Here is a 17,573-nt window from a genome sequence, read left to right on the forward strand (position 1 = left end):
TGGGAGGGGCGGGGGCGTTGTTGATACCCGGGTACATACAAAGAGCCGGCGTACGAAGAGGCAGCGGGGCTGTGTTGTGCGCCGCACTGCTGGCCGCCGCGCTCACGGCGTGCGGCGGCCACGACAGCGACAGCGCGGGCACCCACCGCCCCGCGACCGTGGCGGGCGAGCAGCAGCGGAGCGCGCCGCTGCCGGTCCCGCGCGGCAAGGGCAGCAAGCTCCCGAGCGACTTCAACGGGGACGGCGCCCCCGACCTCGTCCTCGACGACCTCGCGCACGACGGGCTCGGCGACGACCCCGGCATCGGCGTCGTCTACGGGAGGAAGGGCCACGGACTCGTCGCCGGGACCCGGCAGTTGCTGACCCCGGCGAAGTACGCGGCCCGGATCAAGGGGCAGGCCCCGGCCACGTTCGCCTCGGAGGCGAGCTGCGACCTCGACCGGGACGGCTACGCCGACCTCGTGGTGTCGACGGACCCGCCGTACGACGGTCAGGGCATGCCGCCGGTACCGCTCCAGATCCTCTTCGGCTCGCCCACCGGGATCTCCGGCAAGGGCGTCACGCTGAAGATCCCCGCGCGGGCCAGGTTCGGCAACGAGTGGCCGGACCAGCCGGTGTGCGGGGACTTCGACGGCGACGGCAGGAACGACCTGGTCGTGCACGCCAGCGGGGGACGGCTCAGCGTGCTGCCGGGCCCCTTCACCCGCGCCGGCGCCCCGCGCGGCACCACCGGCATCGCGCAGGCCTCCGGGAACGTGCCGACGGGCCCCGCCGCCGACCTGAACGGCGACGGCACCGACGACGTCCTGGTCCGCGCCCACACCGGCACGGCACGCTCCGCCGTCGCCCTCGGCGGCCCGAACGGCTTCACCAAGGGCGCCACGTACCCGGCGGGCACGGACGCGGTCTTCGGCCGCTTCGGGGCGGCGGTCCTCGGCGAGGCCGGCCTCAAGCTGTACGCGCCCGGGGGCCGGGCCACCCGCACGGTCCGGGTCACCGGCGACCGGCTCGCCGCGGCGGACCTGAACGGCGACGGCCGCGACGAACTGGCCGTGTCGGACGCCTCGGACGGCGTCCACCTCATCGGTTCGGGCAAGCCCCGCAGGGCCCCGGCGAAGGGCCACGTGATCGCGGTCGCGGACTACGACGGGGACGGCCGCGACGACCTCGCCCTGCAACACACCAAGGGCACCACGGGCGCCACGGACACGGTGACCGTGCTGACCGGAAACCGCACCGCCGCCACGCTCGTATCGGGCACCCCACAGCTCACGTTCTCCACCACAGAGTTCAGCAACTAGCTTCTGTCCAGCAGAAACTCCGTCGCCACGTACAACCCTCCCGCCCCACCAACGGTCTCCTGTTCGCCGACCGCAAGGTCACAGCCGGGGTAATTCCCGGCCAACGACCCGCGAACGGCACCCCGTTGACGGGACGCCCGCCAGGCGTTCCCCTTGCCGCAGGAGCCAACCGAATGGCCAAGCACAGACGTAACCCCGCCCCGTCCCCGGCCCGCCTCCGGCTCGCCATGGCCACCGCCACGGCGGCCGCCCTGACCGGCGGGATCTTCGTCGCCACGGCGGGGACCGCGACCGCGGCCACCCCCGGCGTCGCCGCCTCCGACGCCGACTTCAACGGCGACGGCATGGCCGACGTCGCCACGTCCGCGCCGCTCGCGTACGTGGGCGGGCACTCCGGCGCCGGACAGGTCAGCGTCCTGTACGGCGGCGGCAAGCACACCACCATCAGCCAGGACTCCACCGGCGTGCCCGGCACGGCCGAGACGAACGACGCGTTCGGCTCCGCCACCGCCTACGGCGACTTCAACAGCGACGGCTTCGACGACCTGGTCGTCGGCGCCCCCGGCGAGGACGTCGGCACCGACAAGGACGGCGGCACCGCGGCCATCCTGTGGGGCTCCGCGAACGGCCTGTCCGGCGGCAAGAGCGGCAAGACGCTCACCGACCCGCGCCCCTCGAAGCACGACGCCTTCGGCGCCCGCCTGACGGCCGGCGACTACTTCGGCGCCGGCACGGACGACATCATCGTGGCCACACCGAACTCGTCCACCATGGACCGGATCGCGATGGGCGGCGACCAGAGCTGGTCCACCCTGAGCGCACCCGTGCAGAGCGGCTCCGACGGCGTCGGCGTCCACAACCTGCACACCGGCGACGTCAACGGCGACGGCCTGGACGACTTGCTCGTCAACGGGTACGAGGCCGACTCCGACATGGGCTGGAACGCCAACTACTACCTGCCGGGCGGCAGCGGCTTCAGGACCGGCGCAGACGCCGTCAAGCTGCCCGCCGGCGTGATCACGGACGTCGGCGACGTCGACAGCGACGGCTACGGCGACGTCGTCATCGGCCTGGAGTGGGACACCGACTCCGGCGTCCCCGGCGCCCAGCTGGGCGGCGCCGTCAAGATCGCCCACGGCTCCGCGAACGGCCCGGTCGCCTCCGCGATCCAGACCATCGACCAGGACACCTCCGGCGTCCCCGGCGGCGGTGAGACCGGCGACGACTTCGGCGGCGAGCTCGACCTCGGCGACATCAACGGCGACGGCCACCTCGACCTCGTCGTCGGCTCCGTCGGCGAGAACCTGGGCGGCGTCGCGGACGCCGGCGCGATCACCGTCCTGTACGGCGCGGCCGACGGCTCCGGCATCACCGGCGCGGGCGCCGAGCTCTACAGCCAGAACACCCCGGGCGTCCCCAACTCCGATGAGAAGGACGACAACTTCGGCTCCGACGTCCACATCGACGACCTCAACGACGACGGCCGCGGCGACGTGATCGTGGGCGCCCTGGGCGAGAACGGCGGCAACGGCGCGGTCTACGCCCTGAACTCCCAGGCCGACGGCACCCTTTCCGGCTCCGCCGGCACCTACGTCTCGACGCTCGGCATCTCCGGCTCCGGCACCCCGCTGCTCGGCGCCAACTTCGCCGACTGACGCACCCTGCCTGCGCGGCGCCCTTAGGGCCTGACCCAAACGACAGGCCCTAAGGGTCCCCGTCGGGGGTCCCCTACGGGATGTCACAGCTCAGCCGCAATGCCGGGCCCGAACCCCGGGCCCGGCATTCCGTTCACGGAAACCAGGTACGTTCGAGTACGTGGCTGGATTCAGGAACGGACGCGGCCGGGACAACCGCGAAGCGCCGCAGGGGCACCCTCCGTACGGGCCCCCTCAGCAGCAGCAACACGGGTACGGGCAACAACAGCAGCAACAACGGCAGCAGTGGCCGCAGCCGAACGGCGGGCACGGCGAGCCGGAGTACTTCGGCGATCCGAACGCGCCCCGTACCCACGACCCGTACGCGGCGAACAACCCCGGTCACACCCAGGCGTTCTCGGTGAACCCCGGCGACGACCCGTACGCGTACGGCCAGGGCTCCACCTACCAGGCGGGCGCGGCCGCCCCGGCCGGACCGGTCGGCCCCCGCCTGCACTGGAAGCCGCTGCTGTCCGGGATCATCCTGCGCCCCGCGCCGACGTATCTCCAGATGCGCGACTACGCGATGTGGGGCCCGGCCCTGATCGTCACGTTCCTCTACGGGCTCCTGGCGATCTTCGGCTTCGACGGCGCCCGCGAGGACGTCATCAACGCCACGATGTCCTCGGCGATCCCCTACGTCCTGACGACCGGCATCGCGATCACGCTCAGCTTCTTCGTGCTCGGCGTGGTCACCCACACGCTGGCCCGCCAGCTCGGCGGCGAGGGCGCGTGGCAGCCCACGGTCGGCCTGTCCATGCTGATCGCCTCCCTCACCGACACCCCGCGCCTGCTCTTCGGCATGTTCCTCGGCGGCGACGCGATGTTCGTCCAGCTCATCGGCTGGGCGACCTGGGTCGCGGCGGGCGCCCTGCTGACCACGATGGTCTCCAAGTCCCACGACCTCCCTTGGCCGAAGGCGCTCGCGGCGTCGGCGATCCAACTGATCGCACTGCTCTCGATCATCAAGCTCGGCACGTTCTAGACGTCCCCGGCCAGCGCCTTCCGGCACACGAAATGAGGGGCCCCACGGGGCCCCTCATTTCGTACATCCGACGCACGCTCAGGCGTCGAGAACCTGCCCGTCCCGCTTCACGACCGGCGGTTCAACACTCCACGGGAAGTTGATCCACTCATCGGTCCGCTTCCACACGTACTCGCACTTCACGAGCGAGTGGGACTTCTCATAGACGACGGCGGAGCGCACCTCGGCCACGGTGTCGAGGCAGAAGTCGTGCACGAGCTTCAGCGTCTTGCCGGTGTCCGCGACGTCGTCGGTGATCAGCACCTTCTTGTCGCTGAAGTCGATCGCGTTCGGCACGGGCGCGAGCATGACCGGCATTTCCAGGGTCGTGCCCACACCGGTGTAGAACTCCACGTTCACAAGATGGATGTTCTTCACGTCCAGCGCGTACCCGAGCCCGCCGGCGACGAAGACGCCGCCGCGCGCGATGCTGAGGATGATGTCGGGCTGGTACCCGTCGTCGGCGACGGTCTGCGCGAGCTCGCGCATGGCGACACCGAACTTCTCGTACGTAAGGTTCTCGCGCACGGGCGCCACATCACTCATGTTGCTGCTGCTCACACCTGGGTCCGATGGAAATTGAGGAAGGAACGGGAGGCGGTCGGGCCGCGCTGTCCCTGGTAACGCGAACCGTAGCGCTCGCTGCCGTACGGGAACTCGGCGGGTGACGACAGCCGGAACATGCACAGCTGGCCGATCTTCATGCCCGGCCACAGCTTGATGGGCAGCGTCGCGAGGTTCGACAGCTCAAGGGTCACGTGACCGCTGAAGCCGGGGTCGATGAACCCGGCCGTCGAGTGCGTGACGAGCCCGAGCCGCCCGAGCGAGCTCTTGCCCTCCAGCCGCGAGGCGATGTCCTCGGGCAGGGAGATGACCTCGTACGTCGACGCGAGCACGAACTCACCGGGGTGCAGGATGAAGGGCTCGTCGCCCTCCGGCACCACCATCCGCGTCAGCTCCGCCTGCTCGACGCTCGGGTCGATGTGCGGGTACTTGTGGTTCTCGAACACCCTGAAGTAGCGGTCGAGCCGCACATCGATGCTCGACGGCTGCACCATGGATTCGTCGTAAGGATCGATCCGGACCCGGCCGGCGTCGATCTCGGCCCGGATGTCCTTGTCTGAGAGAAGCACGTAGCGAGGATACGCAGTGGGCGCGGGCCCGCCACAATCGGCGGGGCCCGCGCCCACTGTCACTGGTGCCGCTTACCGCTCGTCCGGTCCCACAGGAACGGCGTGCCGAAGTCGCGCGCACCGCGGACACCGAATCAGCCGGCTTGGACCGAGACGGTCCGCCTGCTGCATCGGGAACGAAGCGGTGCTGAACACGTGCCCTTCGGCACATCGGACGACGGTGCGATCCATCGAGTCCATCAAGTCCCGGAGTCCCTTCCCCACGGAGCCATTGGGCCAGTTTCCTGACCGACGACGAAAAGCAACATTACGGGATGAAAGGGACGCCAATCCAGGCGGCACCCCGCGGTGAATCGTCCTCGGCCGGAATCCCCACCGTACGCTTCAACTCCCTTCACCCGCAGTCACTTCCACCCCGCACAACGCAGCCGGGCCCCGGGGCTTCAGCGCCCGGGGCCCGGCATGGGGTACAGTGTCGCCAGTACGGATCGCCTCAACGGCCGTACCGCGCGGGTGTAGTTTAATGGTAGAACATAAGCTTCCCAAGCTTAGAGCGCGAGTTCGATTCTCGTCACCCGCTCCACAGCCAAGGCCCAGGTCATCGACCCGGGCCTTTTTGCTGTGCGGACTCGCTCAGTCGTCGCGTGCCACATGGGTGCCAGAAGCCGTGGATCTACGAGCCTGTTCCGGGCCGCAAGGTCCTCACGGCCCGAGCCCCCGAAGTCCCCGCCGCGGTCGGCCACTTCCACACATGAACAGACGGTGGCCCCCGGCGAGTTCGTATCGCCGGGGGCCACCGTCCTGTTACCGCCGAGGATCAGCCGCGGCCCCTGCGGGACATCGCGCGGATCGTGAGGCCGGCCGCGAGGGCGAGGACGGTGAGCAGGGCGCCCAGGATCGTCCAGTCGCGGAAGCCGGTGTCGGCGAGGTGGCCGCCGCCGTCGTGGCCGCCGGTGCCTCCGCCGTTGGTGCCGCCGGACTCCGGGAAGGTGTTGGTGACGTCGACCGTGGCCGCGTCGTTCACCTGGACCGTGCCGTCGGAGCCGTCGTCGGAGGCCTCGTACGTCACCGTGTCACCGGTGGGCACGTTCGTCTCCTGCACCGTGCAGGTCGAGCCCTCCGGGACGCTGATCGTGCGGTCCTCGCCGTCCTTCAGCTCGAAGGAGCTGTCGTCCGAGGACAGGGCCACGTCGCCCTGGTCGGTCGTGCAGGCGAGCGAGAAGTCGTACGGGCCGGCTCCTCCGTTGACCACGTGCTTGCTGACGGTCAGGTCGGCCGCCGGGAAGGTGTTCGTGACCTTGATGGCTGCCTGCTCGTCGGAGTCGCCCGCCGTGATCACCGTCGGGTTGTCGGCGGATCCGTGGTCGACGGTCGCCTTGGCGGCGCCCCCGGTGTCCACCTCCTCCGCCCAGCAACGGGTGTTCACCGGCAGCGGCTTGATGGTGACGGGCTCACCGTTCTTCACCTCGTACGTCTTGTGCAGGATGCGGTCGCTCGGGGCGCCGGAGGCGTCCGGCAGGGTGCAGGAGACGTCGACGCTGTAGGTGCGGCCGTCGTCGGCGTAGCCCGCGGCGTCGCCGTCGATCGCCTTGTTCAGCGTCAGCGCACCGAACTCGTACGTGTTGGTGATCCGCGCGTACTGCGGGGTCTCCGTGCCGGTGTTCGGCTTGATGGTGACCTCGACCGGGTTGTCCTTGGTGTGGTCGGACGCGCCGCCTCTGGCCGAGGTCTCCCAGATCTTGCACTCGGCGCCCGCCGGGATGCCCTTGACGTTCACGGGCTTGTCCGCGGAGACCCGGTAGTCCTCGTCGAGGACCACGCGCGGCAGTCTGCCCTGCGGGTGAATCGTGCAGGTCACGTGGTACGGGTACGGGATCCTGCGCAGCAGGTCGGTCGCCGCGTCGGGGTGCTTGCCGAGCCGCTTCACCAGCCGCAGCTCGCCGTAGGAGAGGGCGACGCCGACCTTGATCGGCTCATTGGCCTGGAGCACCCGCGGGGAGCCGGCGCGGTCGGTGGTCTCGTTGTGGGCGTAGGAGTTCCAGGCGATGGTCGGGTCGCCGTTGTGGGCGACGTCGAGCGGGGTGTCCATCGCGTACGTGACGTCGACCGTGCCGCCGGGCTCCAGCGGCTGGGGGAATTCCAGGTTCATCTCGGCGCCGACGGCCTTGTTGCTGTAGGTGTCGTCCCACGTGTCCGACGGGCACTGGTCCGCGCTCGAACCGGCGCCGCCCATGTTCAGGTCGTCGGTGCACAGCGGCTCGTCGTTCTCGTACTTGGTGGTCATCTGGCCGGGGCTGTCGCCGTCGAGCTGCGGCTCGGAGGCGAGCGTGGGCCGCTTGTCCCAGGCGGTGGCGCGGTCCTGGTCGAGGATGACGCCCTCGTCACCGGCGACCGGGAACCGGTCGATGACGCGCATGTTCGTGCCGTCCTCGGTGCCGGCGTTCCGCAGGCGCATCAAGTAGTGGTACTGGTCACCGGGGTTGACCAGGGCGACGCACGGGTTGGCGGTGTACTTGCGGCCGGTGGAGTCGGTCGTCATCAGGCAGGAGTCGTCGCCCACGTCGACGGTCTTGTTGGTCTTGGTGTTGTACCAGCCGAGGGAGTCGTTGCCCGAGACCCACTTGCGGGCGGTGAACGCGGCGCCGGTCTTGGCCGTCAGCTTCGCGTCGTCGACGCAGTACAGGCCGGAGCCGAACATGGCGCCGTTCTCCTCCGCCTCGCTCGCGTCCTCGCAGGCCAGGTCCGGGTCGGACGAGGTGGCACCCATGGTGTTGGTGACGGACTCGTCGGCGCGGATGCCGGCTTCCAGCTTCACGTGGATCTCGATGGTGAAGCTGCCGCCGGGCGGGAAGTTCCACGCCTTGCCGTCGTCGTCCTTGGAGAAGTCCCAGGTGAGCCCGGAGGTCCGGTCGCCGTCGGTGGTCTGCGAGAAGACGGGCGTCGGGATGGCGACGGTGCCGTCCGGCTCCTTCTTGTCGATGATCTTGTACGGCTCGCCGTTGTCACCCGCGAAGGTGTCGTCGAACGCGATGCCCTCGGGGAGGTCGTCCTTGACGACGAGGTTCGGGACGTTCGCCGTACCGGTGTTGGTGACCTTCAGATAGAAGGGGGCGTCCTCGCCGGGGGAGAGAACGGTGTCCGGGGTCTTGTCGACGTCGAGCTTGGGGTCGCCCTTGACCAGGTCGAGGGTGGCGTTGACCGGGTCGATGTCCCGGGGCTTGTCCTCGTCCTCGACCTTGGTGAGGAACTGGCCGCTGGCCGTGTCCTCCAGGTGGCTGGGGACCGGGCCGCCGCTGCTGCGCAGGGTGGGGCGCGGGCTGACGTCGAGGGTGAGGATGCCGGAGCAGGTGTTGTCGGCGCACTCCGGCTTGATCACGTAGCCGTCGTTGCTGGTGCTCGTCGAGGAGTACGTGGCGCGGATGCCGGTGACGTCGGCGGCGTTGACGCCGGACGGCAGGGCGGCGTCGGCGGACGGGGTGCCGTTGACCCACTCCCCGTTCACGTACGCGTCGATCTGTACGCGGTTGGCGCCGGCCGGCATCTGGTTCGACTTGATGGACACGAGGTCGACGGCGTCGAAGAAGTCGTCGTCCTGGTCGATGATCTTCAGGTACTTGGCCGACATGTTGCCGGTGTTGCGGACGGTGAGCGTCATGTCCGCGTGCTGGCGGGGCAGTCCGGCGACGTACTCGGGGAGCTGGCCGGGCGCGATGGTCTTGTTCAGGGAGGCGCCGTCGGCGGCGGGCCCGGTCTCCATGGACTTGCAGTCGCTGCCGTCGACGTCACCGCCCTGGCTGTCCTTCGCCGTGACGGAGAAGCAGTTCTGGAACGTCTCGCCGTTCTCGACACCCTCGCGGCGCTCGCCGGTGACCTTGATGGTGACGCTGTCGCCCGGCGCCATCTTGCCGTCGTAGACCCCGCGCACGCCGGTGGCCCGCGCGAGCACGGCCGGGTCCACACCGTCGTAGTCGACCCACTCCTCTTCCTGCGGGTCCCACACCTGAATGGTCACCGGTGCGTCGGACGGCGAGACGGAGACGGACGTGATCTCCAACTTGTCGAAGGGGCTTTCGCTGCCGGGCTTGCCGTCCGCGTCGGCGGACGGGTCGGTGATGACCACATCGCTCAGCGGCAGGTTGCCGGTGTTCGTGAACTTCAGGTCCATGTCGATGGGCTGACCCGGCGGCACGTCCGTCTGGCTGACGGTCTTGACGCCGTCGCCGGCGCCGGACGGGTCCTCGACGATGAGGTTCTGGCAGGCGCTGCCGGAGGCGGTGCCGCTGCCGTCGCTGCGGCCGGCGTCGCCCTTGGTGCCCGCGCAGTTGCTGACGCCGTCGGCCACGTCTCCCGCGTCGACGTCGTCGGTCAGGGTGCCGTGCAGGTCGAGCCCCGCGTCGGCGCCCTCCGCGATGGACGGATTGCCGTCCGCGTCGACGCCGGTGTAGGTGACCTCGACCTTCTTGACCTGCTTGCAGTCCGCGGGGACGTCGTAGGTCGCGTTCTCCGTGTAGGTCTCTTCGCGGGTGGTCCCGTCCTCGCAGGTGACGGTGAGCTTCGCCTCGGTCGCGCCCTCGGGGAAGCGCAGCCGCACCTTGTCGACGTCGAGCTTGTCGAACTCGCTGGTCGCGTTCGCGTCCGGCTCGGTGATCGTCATCGACTTCACCTTGAACGGCGACTTGTTCGTGACGTCGACCCCGGTGCTGACCGGCGAGTTCTCGCCGATGACCGCGTGCTCGTTGGAACCGTGGGAGAAGTCGCCGTTGGTGTCGGCGTAGTACTTCTTCGTCGAGTCGAGGACCAGGATGTCCGGCAGGATGTCGTACGTGTCGCAGGCCTGGTCGCCGTCGACGTCGCCGTCCGTGGTCTCCTTCGCGGACGGGGTCGCGCAGTTGTTGACCGTGATCTTGTCGGTGGGCTTCAGGTCCGAGCCGTCCGAGCGCTTGGTGTCCCGCAGCTTCATGCCGACATCGACGCTGCCGCCGTTCTCGTCGTACGGCAGCGGGTCGCCGTTGCTGTTGGTGAAGACGACTTCAAAGCCGACCACGTCACCCGGTTCCACCCCGTCCGGCAGCGGAAGCTTGCCGGGAGAGGTGATGTCGTCGCCGGTGTGCGTCTGCCCGTCGGCCGTGGTGACCACCAGGTGTGCCTGGTCGGCGCCCTTGGGGAACGCGGTGACGGTGGCCCCGGTGAAGTCGAAGTACTCGAACGTCTCCTCGGTGTCGTCGGACACCGACAGCTCGGTGACCTCGGCCGAGGACGAGGAGTTGTTGCGCACGTTCAGCTTGATCGTGGACTCTTCGCCGCTCATCGCGACCGCCGAGCCGTCCTCCCACTCCTTGGTCGTCACCGGCTTGACCACGCGCGGGATGTTGATGGTGATGTCGGAGTCGGAGGTCTTCGGGTCCGCGTTGTCGGCGTCGGCCTGCGCGGTGTTGGTGATGGTGGTGCCGTCCTCCAACTCCGTGTCGGCCGGCACCCGCATCCCGATCTCCACCGAGCCCGCCTGGCCCGCGCGCAGGCCGGTCTCGCCCTCGGGATTCTGCAGCGGCTGCTTGTAGACGATCGTCAGCTGCCGCGTCGCCTCGTCGTAGGTGACGTCGCGGGTGCTGTTCGACTGCGGGAGGTCGGTCACCTCCAGGCCCTCCGGCAGGGTGTCGGTGACCGTGAAGTTCACGCAGTCCACGTCCAGGCCGGAGCACTGGCCGTTGAGGGTGTAGATGAACTCGTCGCCGGGCTCCAGCGGCCCGTCGGCGTCGTTGGTCTTCGTGATGCCGACCGCGCTCATCGGGTCGTCGGCGGCCGCGAGCGGAGCGGTCAATGCCTGGGAGCCGAACAACAGGCTGAGCACCGCGGCCAGCACGACCATCGCTCGTAGTCGCGTTGGCCTGCCTCTTGGCACAAACCGGTTCCGCATGCGCATCACGTCAACTCCCGGGCCGAAAACTTGGGCGTGATCGCGACGGTAGGAGGTGGTGACTTATCTGACTGTTACGGCATGCCGGTGGATTGACGGCCTATCAGTTAATTCGCCCGATCGGCGGCACGGGAGGCGCCGCGAGGGCGCTCAGCCGGACAGCGCCCTCCCGTACGCCCCCTCGCTCTGCCGCACCCCGCTGCAATTGGTGGCCGCGTCGTCCGTGTCCGTGCCGGACTCGCACGGCACATCGCGGAACGTCGCCCACGTCGAGACCCACGCGATGCCCTTCTTCTCGGCGAAGGACCGCAGCTGCGCCGCGTCCGCGAGGGTGAAGGTCTCGCCGTCGATGTCGTTCGCGCCGAGCATCGAGGTGAGTGCCATGCCGCGCCAGGCCTTCGCGTCGGAGAGGCCGAAGACCTTCTTCAGCTGGGTGTGGGTGGCGCGGGCCGAGGTGCGGGCGTAGTCGCTCATGTCGCCCTGGTAGGACTCGCCGTAGTTCATGGTCATGACGTTGACCGTGGAGACCTGGACGGACTGGTTGTTGGCGGCTTCGAGGAGGTCGACGCTGTCCTCGTCCAGGCCGGACGGCATCACGGGGAGCGTGAAGGTGACGTCCACGTCGCGCTGTTTCTGCAACAGGGCTATCGCCTTGGCGCGCTTGGTGTTCGCTGCGGAGTCCTTGAGGGTGTCGCCCTCGATGTCGAAGTCGACGTGGGTGGCGTCGCCCGCCGCGTCCAGCGCCTTGGCGTAGGCGGCGGCCAGGTCGGACGCGGTGTCGCAGGTGGTGGCGAGCTCGTTGCCGTCGGCGCCGCCGAAGGAGACGCGGAGTGTGGCGCCGGAGGCGGCGAGTTTCTTGAGGCGGGAGGCGACCCCGGCGTCGGCGATTTTCGTGTGGCCACCCCAACTCGGCGTGCAGCTGGAGCTGTTGGATACGACGAAAGCGAGGTTGTACGCGTCCGGGGAGCCGGCCGAGTCGGTGGCGTAGGCCGTGGAGGCGCTGACGTACGGGGCGTACCCGGTGGCGGCGGAGGAGTCGGCCTTGGACCGGGTGTCGGAACTGGTGTCGGACGACGTGGCGCAGCCCGCGCACGCGAGCACGGCCAGGCCCAGCATTCCGGCGGCGGACTTCAGCGGAATCGGCATACGGAGAACCTCGCACCCGAAACTGTGTCAGCCGGCCGTTTTCGCTCAAGAATTGCACAGGAGAACCGGGGCAGACCGGCCGATACTCCCCCACCTGCCCAGGCCGCTGACAGCCTTCGCCGCATTTCAGGGCGGGCTGACAAGCAGCGCTCAGCATGGGCCACAAAAGGCTGCATACTCTGCGCGGAATGCGCTCCGATGCCGTTCTCGAAACCCCTGCCGCAGGTCGCGGCCGCCGCCGTAAACCCCGCAGTGCCCCTGGCGAGGGCCCCGTGTTCGTCGACTCCTCCGGCCGCAGAGCCCGACTGCTGCGCCGCCTGGGGATCGCCGTGTGCGTGGGCTGCGCGGGCTACGTGGTGTTGCTGGTTCTCGCGTTCATGGGCGTGGGCATTCCGCTGACCTCTTCGGACCTGCTGCCCTTCGGTGACGCCCGGCCGGCGCCCCCTTCCGCTCCCGCCAACGGCGCGCCCGGTACTCCCGGCGCTCTCGGCGCCAACTGAGCGGAGGACGAGCCCAGTTATGTCCCAAGAGACGAAGCCGCCCACGCCTCGCGGCGGACGCCGGCACGCCAACCCGAGCCGTATCGCCCGCATGGGCCGCCGCGCCGCGACGCTCCAACGCCCGCGCACACTCCTCGCGTTGCTGCTCCTGCTGGCCCTGAGCTGCGCGCTGCTGCTCGACGGCTACGTACGCGGCGAGGTGTTCAACGACAAGCGGGTCCGGGACGGGGCCGCGTACGACCAGGTGTCGGACTCCGTCCTGGATTCCGGCCCGATCTGGACGTCCCGCAACGGGAAGGTCCAGGACGAGTCCGTACCGAAGAAGACCATCGTGCTCACCTTCGACGACGGCCCGAACGCCGAGTACACGTCGAAGGTCCTCGACATCCTCGACGAGAACGACGTGCCCGGCACGTTCTTCCTCGTCGGCTCGATGGCCGCGCGCTACCCGGACCTCGTGAAGCAGACCGTCGACCAGGGCAATGAGGTCGGCATCCACTCGTTCTCGCACGTGGACCTCTCGTACCAGTCGTACGGCCGCCTGAAGCGGGAGCTGAAGCAGACGCAGCTGGCGATCGCGGGCGCGGCGGGCGTCACCACGACGCTGTTCCGGGCGCCGTACTCCTCGGAGACCGACGCCATCGACAACTACAGCCTGGGCGTCTACAAGAAGGTCGCGAAGCTCGGCTACACCAGCGTGTTCATCGACACCGACAGCGACGACTGGAAGCAGCCGGGCGTCAAGAGCATCATCGACACGGCCACGCCGAAGTCCGGCAAGGGCGCCTCGGTGCTCTTCCACGACGCGGGCGGCGACCGGGACCAGACGCTGAAGGCGCTGCCGAAGTACATCAAGAAGATGAAGGCCAAGGGCTACACCTTCACCACGGTGAGCGGCGCCCAGGCGATGAACCAGAAGGCCAAGGCCAAGGCCGCGGCCAAGACGGGGGCCAAGGCGGGGGCCCAAGCCGGTCGGCCGCAGGCGCTGCCCGGCGCCCGTGAGCAGGATCTCGATCCCACCTCCACGGCCGCCGAGCAGGCCTCCCTCCACAAGGCCACCGGCTCCACGCTCTACGTCGGCAAGTCCCTCATCGTGGCCACCGCGATCGCCGAGTGGACGATGCCGGTGCTCTCCGGGTTCCTCGCCGTCGTCGGCGTCGCCGTCATGGCGAGGTTCCTGCTGATGCTGATCGTGGCGCGCCGCCACTACCGGCAGCGCAACCGTCCCTCGTTCTCCTGGGGGCCTCCCGTCACCCGCCCGGTGAGCGTGATCGTGCCCGCGTACAACGAGAAGGAGTGCATAGCGAACACGGTGAACTCGCTGATGTCCGGCACGCATCCGATCGAGGTCATCGTCGTCGACGACGGTTCGTCGGACGGCACGGCGGAGATCGTCGAGTCCCTCGGCCACCCGAACGTCCGCGTCGTCCGTCAGGAGAACGCGGGCAAGTCGTCCGCCCTCAACAACGGTGTACGACACGCCCGTTACGACATCGTCGTGATGATGGACGGCGACACGGTCTTCGAGCCGGACACCGTCGCCAAGCTCGTGCAGCCCTTCGCCGACCCCGAGGTGGGCGCCGTCTCCGGCAACGCCAAGGTCGGCAACCGCAAGACCCTCATCGGAGCCTGGCAGCACATCGAGTACGTGATGGGCTTCAACCTGGACCGCCGCATGTACGACACGCTGCGCTGCATGCCCACCATCCCGGGCGCCATCGGCGCGTTCCGCCGGGACGCGGTGCTCGCCGCGGGCGGCATGAGCGAGGACACCCTCGCAGAGGACACCGACATCACCATCGCCATGCACCGGGCGGGCTGGCGCGTCGTCTACGAGGAGCACGCGCGGGCGTGGACGGAAGCGCCGGGCTCGTTCAAGCAGCTGTGGAGCCAGCGCTACCGCTGGTCGTACGGCACGATGCAGGCGCTCTGGAAGCATCGCAAGTCCCTTACGGACAAGGGGCCTTCGGGACGCTTCGGGCGGGTCGGCATGCCGCTCGTCGTCCTCTTCCAGATCGTCACGCCGGTCTTCGCGCCGCTCATCGACGTGTTCACCGTCTACTCGATGATTTTCGTGGACTTCAAGGCGTCGCTGCTGGCGTGGCTGGCCGTACTCGGGGTTCAACTCGCGTGCGCCGCCTACGCGTTCAGGCTCGACAAGGAGAAGTACCGCTACCTGCTGATGCTGCCGCTGCAACAACTCGCGTACCGGCAGATGATGTATCTCGTCCTGATCCACTCCTGCGTCACCGCCCTCACGGGCGGCCGGCTGCGCTGGCAGAAGCTCAAGCGCACGGGCGAGGTCGGGACGCCGACGGCCGGTACGGGGGCGGGTCGGTGATCGAGGACGCTCCGACGCGGGAGCTGCGGGCGGTGGGCGTGCAGCCGGCTCCCGTACGCGATCCGGCTCCCGCGCCGTCCGCGCCGCCGGGGCGCGACCGGTACTTCGACGCGCTGCGGGCGGTCGCGCTGGTCCGGGTCGTCGCGTACCACTGCTTCGGCTGGGCCTGGGCGGGGCTTGTGTTCCCGTCGATGGGCGTGATGTTCGCGCTGGCGGGGTCGCTGATGGCCCGGTCGCTGCAACGGCCCGCGCTCTCCGTCATCCGCAGCCGGATGCGGCGGCTGCTCGTGCCGTTCTGGGCGTGGGGCGCGGTCGTCGTCGCGGCGATGCTGGTCCATGGCTGGATGCCGGGCTGGCGGATCGTCTACTGGGTGGTCCCCATCGGTGATCCGCCGGGCAACGCCTGGGGTGAGCAGGCCTGGGAGATCCTCTGGTACCTGCGCTGCTACCTGTGGTTCGTGCTGCTGTCCCCGCTGCTGCTGCGGGTCTTCCGGTGGGCGCCGGTGCCGGTGCTGCTGCTGTCGCTCGTGCCGATCGCGCTGTTCGACACCGGAGACGCCACCGACTTCTGCATCTTCGTCTTCTGCTGGCTGCTCGGATTCGCCCATCGGGACGGGTTGTTGGAGCGGTGGAAGGCGTCGGTCGTCGTCGTGCTCTCCGGCGCCGCGCTCGCGTTCGGGCTCTGGTACGCGCTCAGCCACCAGGGCGAGTACGGGACGTACGACCTGGACGACGTGCCGCTCGCGCAGGCGTTCTGGTCGGCCGGGTTCGTCACGCTTCTCTTCTACGCGAAGGCGCGGTGGCGTATCGACTTCGCGTGGCTGGCGCGGTGGCGGAGGCTCGACCGCGTCGTCACCGTGTTCAACGCGCGTGCCGTCACGATCTACCTCTGGCACGAGATCGCGCTGATCCTCGCGGTGCCGCTGGTCGACACGTTCTGGAACGTTCCGGCGTTCGAGAGGTGGCTGCCGCTGGAGAGCCAGTGGTTTTTGTTCGGCATCGGGTGGGTGCTGATCGCGGTGGCGGTGCCGATGTGGGGGTGGGTCGAGGACGTCGCGGCGAAACGCGCGCCACGACTGTTGCCGTGAGCCCTGAGGCCCCTGCTATTCGGCGGGGGCCTCTTCCGTCGGCAGCTCGCGGACCACGAAGGTGCCGCGGGCGTGAACCGTGACCACGAGGCCCTTGTCGCGCAGGATCACGAGGGCGCGGCGCACCGTCTGGTTACCGATGCCGTACTCCTGCGCCAGCACCATCTCGCCCGGAATCCGTGTGCCCAGGGCGAACTCGCCTCCGCGGATGCGCCGTTCCAGGATCTCCGCGAGCTGGACGTAGTGGTACTCGGCGGCGGTCGGGTCGATCTTTTCACTCACGACTGCGACCGTAATCGACCGACCGAAGTCATGCACTGCCAGTATCTGTCACTAGCGTTCAACCGAGTTCTACCGCTTTAGACATCGGCTAGCGTTCCGGACATAGAAGACCCCCGCGACGCTGGAACGTCCGGGGGCACGGCCAACGCTTGCTAGGAGCGCTGACGATGTCCGACCTTATCCGCCTCGCCCTGACCTGGGTGCTGCATCTCGTACTTCCGGGGACCGGCCGCCACCGCGCCGGAAACCCCTACCCCCTCGCGCGGAGGCGCCTCGCCCTCGTGCTCGCCGCCGATTGCGGGATCGATCTCGACCGACACGTACGAGGAGCAGTCGCATGAACGAACACCCCCACCGCCCCGTCCGCATGTGCGTCTGGTGCGAGGTGATGACGCACGAGCCCGTGCTCGTCGCCGAGGTGCACCAGGGCACGGGCCCCGGGTTCAACGTGTACGCGTGCCCGCAGTGCGCCGAGTGGACTCAGCCGCACGAAGTCGACCTTCCGAGGCGGCTACCGTGAGGCACGGAACGCGAACCGTGGAGGCGGTATGCCGGCAAGCAATGCAGAACGGTCGGATCCGCTGGAACACCAGCAGTTCGCCGTGCGAATGCGCGACGCGCTCGAGGCCGACGCCCGCCGTGCCACGCGGGACGCGTTGCAGGTCGAAGTGGAGACCAACGTCTTCTTCAAGCCCGACAAGTCCAGCTTCCTCACCCCCGACTTCCTGGTCCGCCGCGGCCTGCCCGGAGCCGACGCCTTCGCCGACGACACCGTCCTGGTCGGCGAGGTGGTCTCCGGCCCGTACAACCACAAGCGCAGGCTGTGGAAGACGGACCGCTACGCGGAGGCAGGCATCCCCTGGTACTGGGAGGTCGAGCTCGACTCCGGCCGGACGTGGGACGTCACGTCGGTGCGGGCGTACGTACTGGCCCCCATCATCCAGGCCGGGCTCGCCGTGAAATCGCTGCATCCCACGGCGTACGTCCCCGTTGGCGAATGGGAGCCCGGCGGCCCCGGTATCGAGTTCCCCGAGCCCTTCGCGATGAGCGTCAGCTGGGAGGACCTCGCGTTCTGAGCCGACAGCTCTTGTCGGGGATCACCCCGTCTGCTTGACTCCGGCGCGCGCGTGCCGATCGTGGGCGAACGACG

General features: G+C 69.1%; 14 protein-coding genes and 1 tRNA gene. 10 read left to right on the forward strand and 5 right to left on the reverse strand.

Annotated elements, in window-relative coordinates; translation table 11 throughout:
* Positions 1–71 precede the first annotated feature (71 nt).
* The 3 genes from OG746_RS04435 to OG746_RS04445 all read left to right on the forward strand — a co-directional run bounded on the left by OG746_RS04435 (position 72) and on the right by OG746_RS04445 (position 3,980).
* Positions 72–1,301 (forward strand): FG-GAP repeat domain-containing protein, encoded by a 1,230-nt coding sequence (locus OG746_RS04435; RefSeq protein WP_266711727.1) that lies wholly within the window; start codon positions 72–74, stop codon positions 1,299–1,301.
* A gap of 173 nt (positions 1,302–1,474) precedes the next feature.
* On the forward strand, positions 1,475–2,956 hold the full coding sequence (locus OG746_RS04440; protein ID WP_266711729.1) for an autotransporter outer membrane beta-barrel domain-containing protein: 1,482 nt from the start codon (positions 1,475–1,477) through the stop codon (positions 2,954–2,956).
* A 160-nt stretch (positions 2,957–3,116) separates the two neighbouring features.
* Positions 3,117–3,980: a Yip1 family protein gene (locus tag OG746_RS04445; RefSeq protein ID WP_266711731.1), complete on the forward strand. Its 864-nt coding sequence runs from the start codon at positions 3,117–3,119 to the stop codon at positions 3,978–3,980.
* A gap of 78 nt (positions 3,981–4,058) precedes the next feature.
* Here the strand turns inward: OG746_RS04445 and OG746_RS04450 are convergent, their stop codons facing one another.
* Together OG746_RS04450 and dcd are read right to left on the reverse strand one after the other, a co-directional pair.
* A complete protein-coding gene (locus tag OG746_RS04450) occupies positions 4,059–4,565 on the reverse strand; it encodes a phosphoribosyltransferase (protein ID WP_266711733.1) in 507 nt (168 codons plus the stop codon).
* Between the two features lie 11 nt (positions 4,566–4,576).
* Entirely contained in the window at positions 4,577–5,152 is a 576-nt protein-coding gene (dcd, locus tag OG746_RS04455) for a dCTP deaminase (protein WP_266711735.1), read from the reverse strand.
* A 509-nt stretch (positions 5,153–5,661) separates the two neighbouring features.
* Here dcd and OG746_RS04460 point away from each other — a divergent pair.
* A tRNA-Gly gene (locus tag OG746_RS04460) sits at positions 5,662–5,735 on the forward strand.
* Between the two features lie 234 nt (positions 5,736–5,969).
* Here the strand turns inward: OG746_RS04460 and OG746_RS04465 are convergent.
* Together OG746_RS04465 and OG746_RS04470 are read right to left on the reverse strand one after the other, a co-directional pair.
* Positions 5,970–11,018, reverse strand: a complete 5,049-nt coding sequence (locus tag OG746_RS04465; protein ID WP_266711737.1) for a DUF5979 domain-containing protein — start codon at positions 11,016–11,018, stop codon at positions 5,970–5,972.
* Positions 11,019–11,216: 198 nt separating this feature from the next.
* Positions 11,217–12,212 (reverse strand): chitinase, encoded by a 996-nt coding sequence (locus tag OG746_RS04470; protein ID WP_266711739.1) that lies wholly within the window; start codon positions 12,210–12,212, stop codon positions 11,217–11,219.
* A 188-nt stretch (positions 12,213–12,400) separates the two neighbouring features.
* Here OG746_RS04470 and OG746_RS04475 point away from each other — a divergent pair, with 188 nt between their 5' ends.
* The 3 genes from OG746_RS04475 to OG746_RS04485 are packed head-to-tail and all read left to right on the forward strand — an operon-like array spanning position 12,401 to position 16,141.
* Positions 12,401–12,712 carry a hypothetical protein gene (locus tag OG746_RS04475; protein ID WP_266711741.1) on the forward strand — a complete coding sequence of 104 codons (312 nt, stop codon included), beginning with the start codon at positions 12,401–12,403 and terminating at the stop codon, positions 12,710–12,712.
* 19 nt (positions 12,713–12,731) lie between these two features.
* A complete protein-coding gene (locus tag OG746_RS04480) occupies positions 12,732–15,053 on the forward strand; it encodes a bifunctional polysaccharide deacetylase/glycosyltransferase family 2 protein (protein WP_266711743.1) in 2,322 nt (773 codons plus the stop codon).
* A gap of 32 nt (positions 15,054–15,085) precedes the next feature.
* Positions 15,086–16,141: an acyltransferase family protein gene (locus tag OG746_RS04485; RefSeq protein WP_266718709.1), complete on the forward strand. Its 1,056-nt coding sequence runs from the start codon at positions 15,086–15,088 to the stop codon at positions 16,139–16,141.
* Between the two features lie 15 nt (positions 16,142–16,156).
* Here OG746_RS04485 and OG746_RS04490 read toward each other — a convergent pair whose 3' ends face one another.
* Positions 16,157–16,423: a GntR family transcriptional regulator gene (locus OG746_RS04490; protein ID WP_266711745.1), complete on the reverse strand. Its 267-nt coding sequence runs from the start codon at positions 16,421–16,423 to the stop codon at positions 16,157–16,159.
* 167 nt (positions 16,424–16,590) lie between these two features.
* On the opposite strand from OG746_RS04490, the gene OG746_RS04495 reads away from it, so the two are divergent.
* The 3 genes from OG746_RS04495 to OG746_RS04505 are packed head-to-tail and all read left to right on the forward strand — an operon-like array spanning position 16,591 to position 17,499.
* Positions 16,591–16,764, forward strand: coding sequence for a hypothetical protein (locus tag OG746_RS04495; protein WP_266711747.1), 174 nt, complete (start codon positions 16,591–16,593; stop codon positions 16,762–16,764).
* Positions 16,761–16,943 (forward strand): hypothetical protein, encoded by a 183-nt coding sequence (locus OG746_RS04500; protein WP_266711749.1) that lies wholly within the window; start codon positions 16,761–16,763, stop codon positions 16,941–16,943. Before OG746_RS04495 ends, OG746_RS04500 begins: the two co-directional genes overlap by 4 nt.
* A 28-nt stretch (positions 16,944–16,971) precedes the next feature.
* Positions 16,972–17,499, forward strand: coding sequence for a PDDEXK family nuclease (locus tag OG746_RS04505; RefSeq protein ID WP_266711751.1), 528 nt, complete (start codon positions 16,972–16,974; stop codon positions 17,497–17,499).
* Positions 17,500–17,573 lie beyond the last annotated feature (74 nt).

It is taken from the genome of Streptomyces sp. NBC_01016 (genome assembly GCF_026341035.1).
Lineage (GTDB): Bacteria > Actinomycetota > Actinomycetes > Streptomycetales > Streptomycetaceae > Streptomyces.

Excerpts from the sequence above, each read along its gene's own strand:
- OG746_RS04440 (WP_266711729.1), top strand. The coding sequence starts at position 1,475 with ATGGCCAAGCACAGACGTAACCCCGCCCCGTCCCCGGCCCGCCTCCGG.
- OG746_RS04450 (WP_266711733.1), bottom strand. The coding sequence starts at position 4,565 with ATGAGTGATGTGGCGCCCGTGCGCGAGAACCTTACGTACGAGAAGTTC.
- OG746_RS04465 (WP_266711737.1), bottom strand. The coding sequence starts at position 11,018 with ATGGTCGTGCTGGCCGCGGTGCTCAGCCTGTTGTTCGGCTCCCAGGCA.
- OG746_RS04470 (WP_266711739.1), bottom strand. The coding sequence starts at position 12,212 with ATGCCGATTCCGCTGAAGTCCGCCGCCGGAATGCTGGGCCTGGCCGTG.
- OG746_RS04475 (WP_266711741.1), top strand. The coding sequence starts at position 12,401 with ATGCGCTCCGATGCCGTTCTCGAAACCCCTGCCGCAGGTCGCGGCCGC.
- OG746_RS04480 (WP_266711743.1), top strand. The coding sequence starts at position 12,732 with ATGTCCCAAGAGACGAAGCCGCCCACGCCTCGCGGCGGACGCCGGCAC.
- OG746_RS04495 (WP_266711747.1), top strand. The coding sequence starts at position 16,591 with ATGTCCGACCTTATCCGCCTCGCCCTGACCTGGGTGCTGCATCTCGTA.
- OG746_RS04500 (WP_266711749.1), top strand. The coding sequence starts at position 16,761 with ATGAACGAACACCCCCACCGCCCCGTCCGCATGTGCGTCTGGTGCGAG.
- OG746_RS04505 (WP_266711751.1), top strand. The coding sequence starts at position 16,972 with ATGCCGGCAAGCAATGCAGAACGGTCGGATCCGCTGGAACACCAGCAG.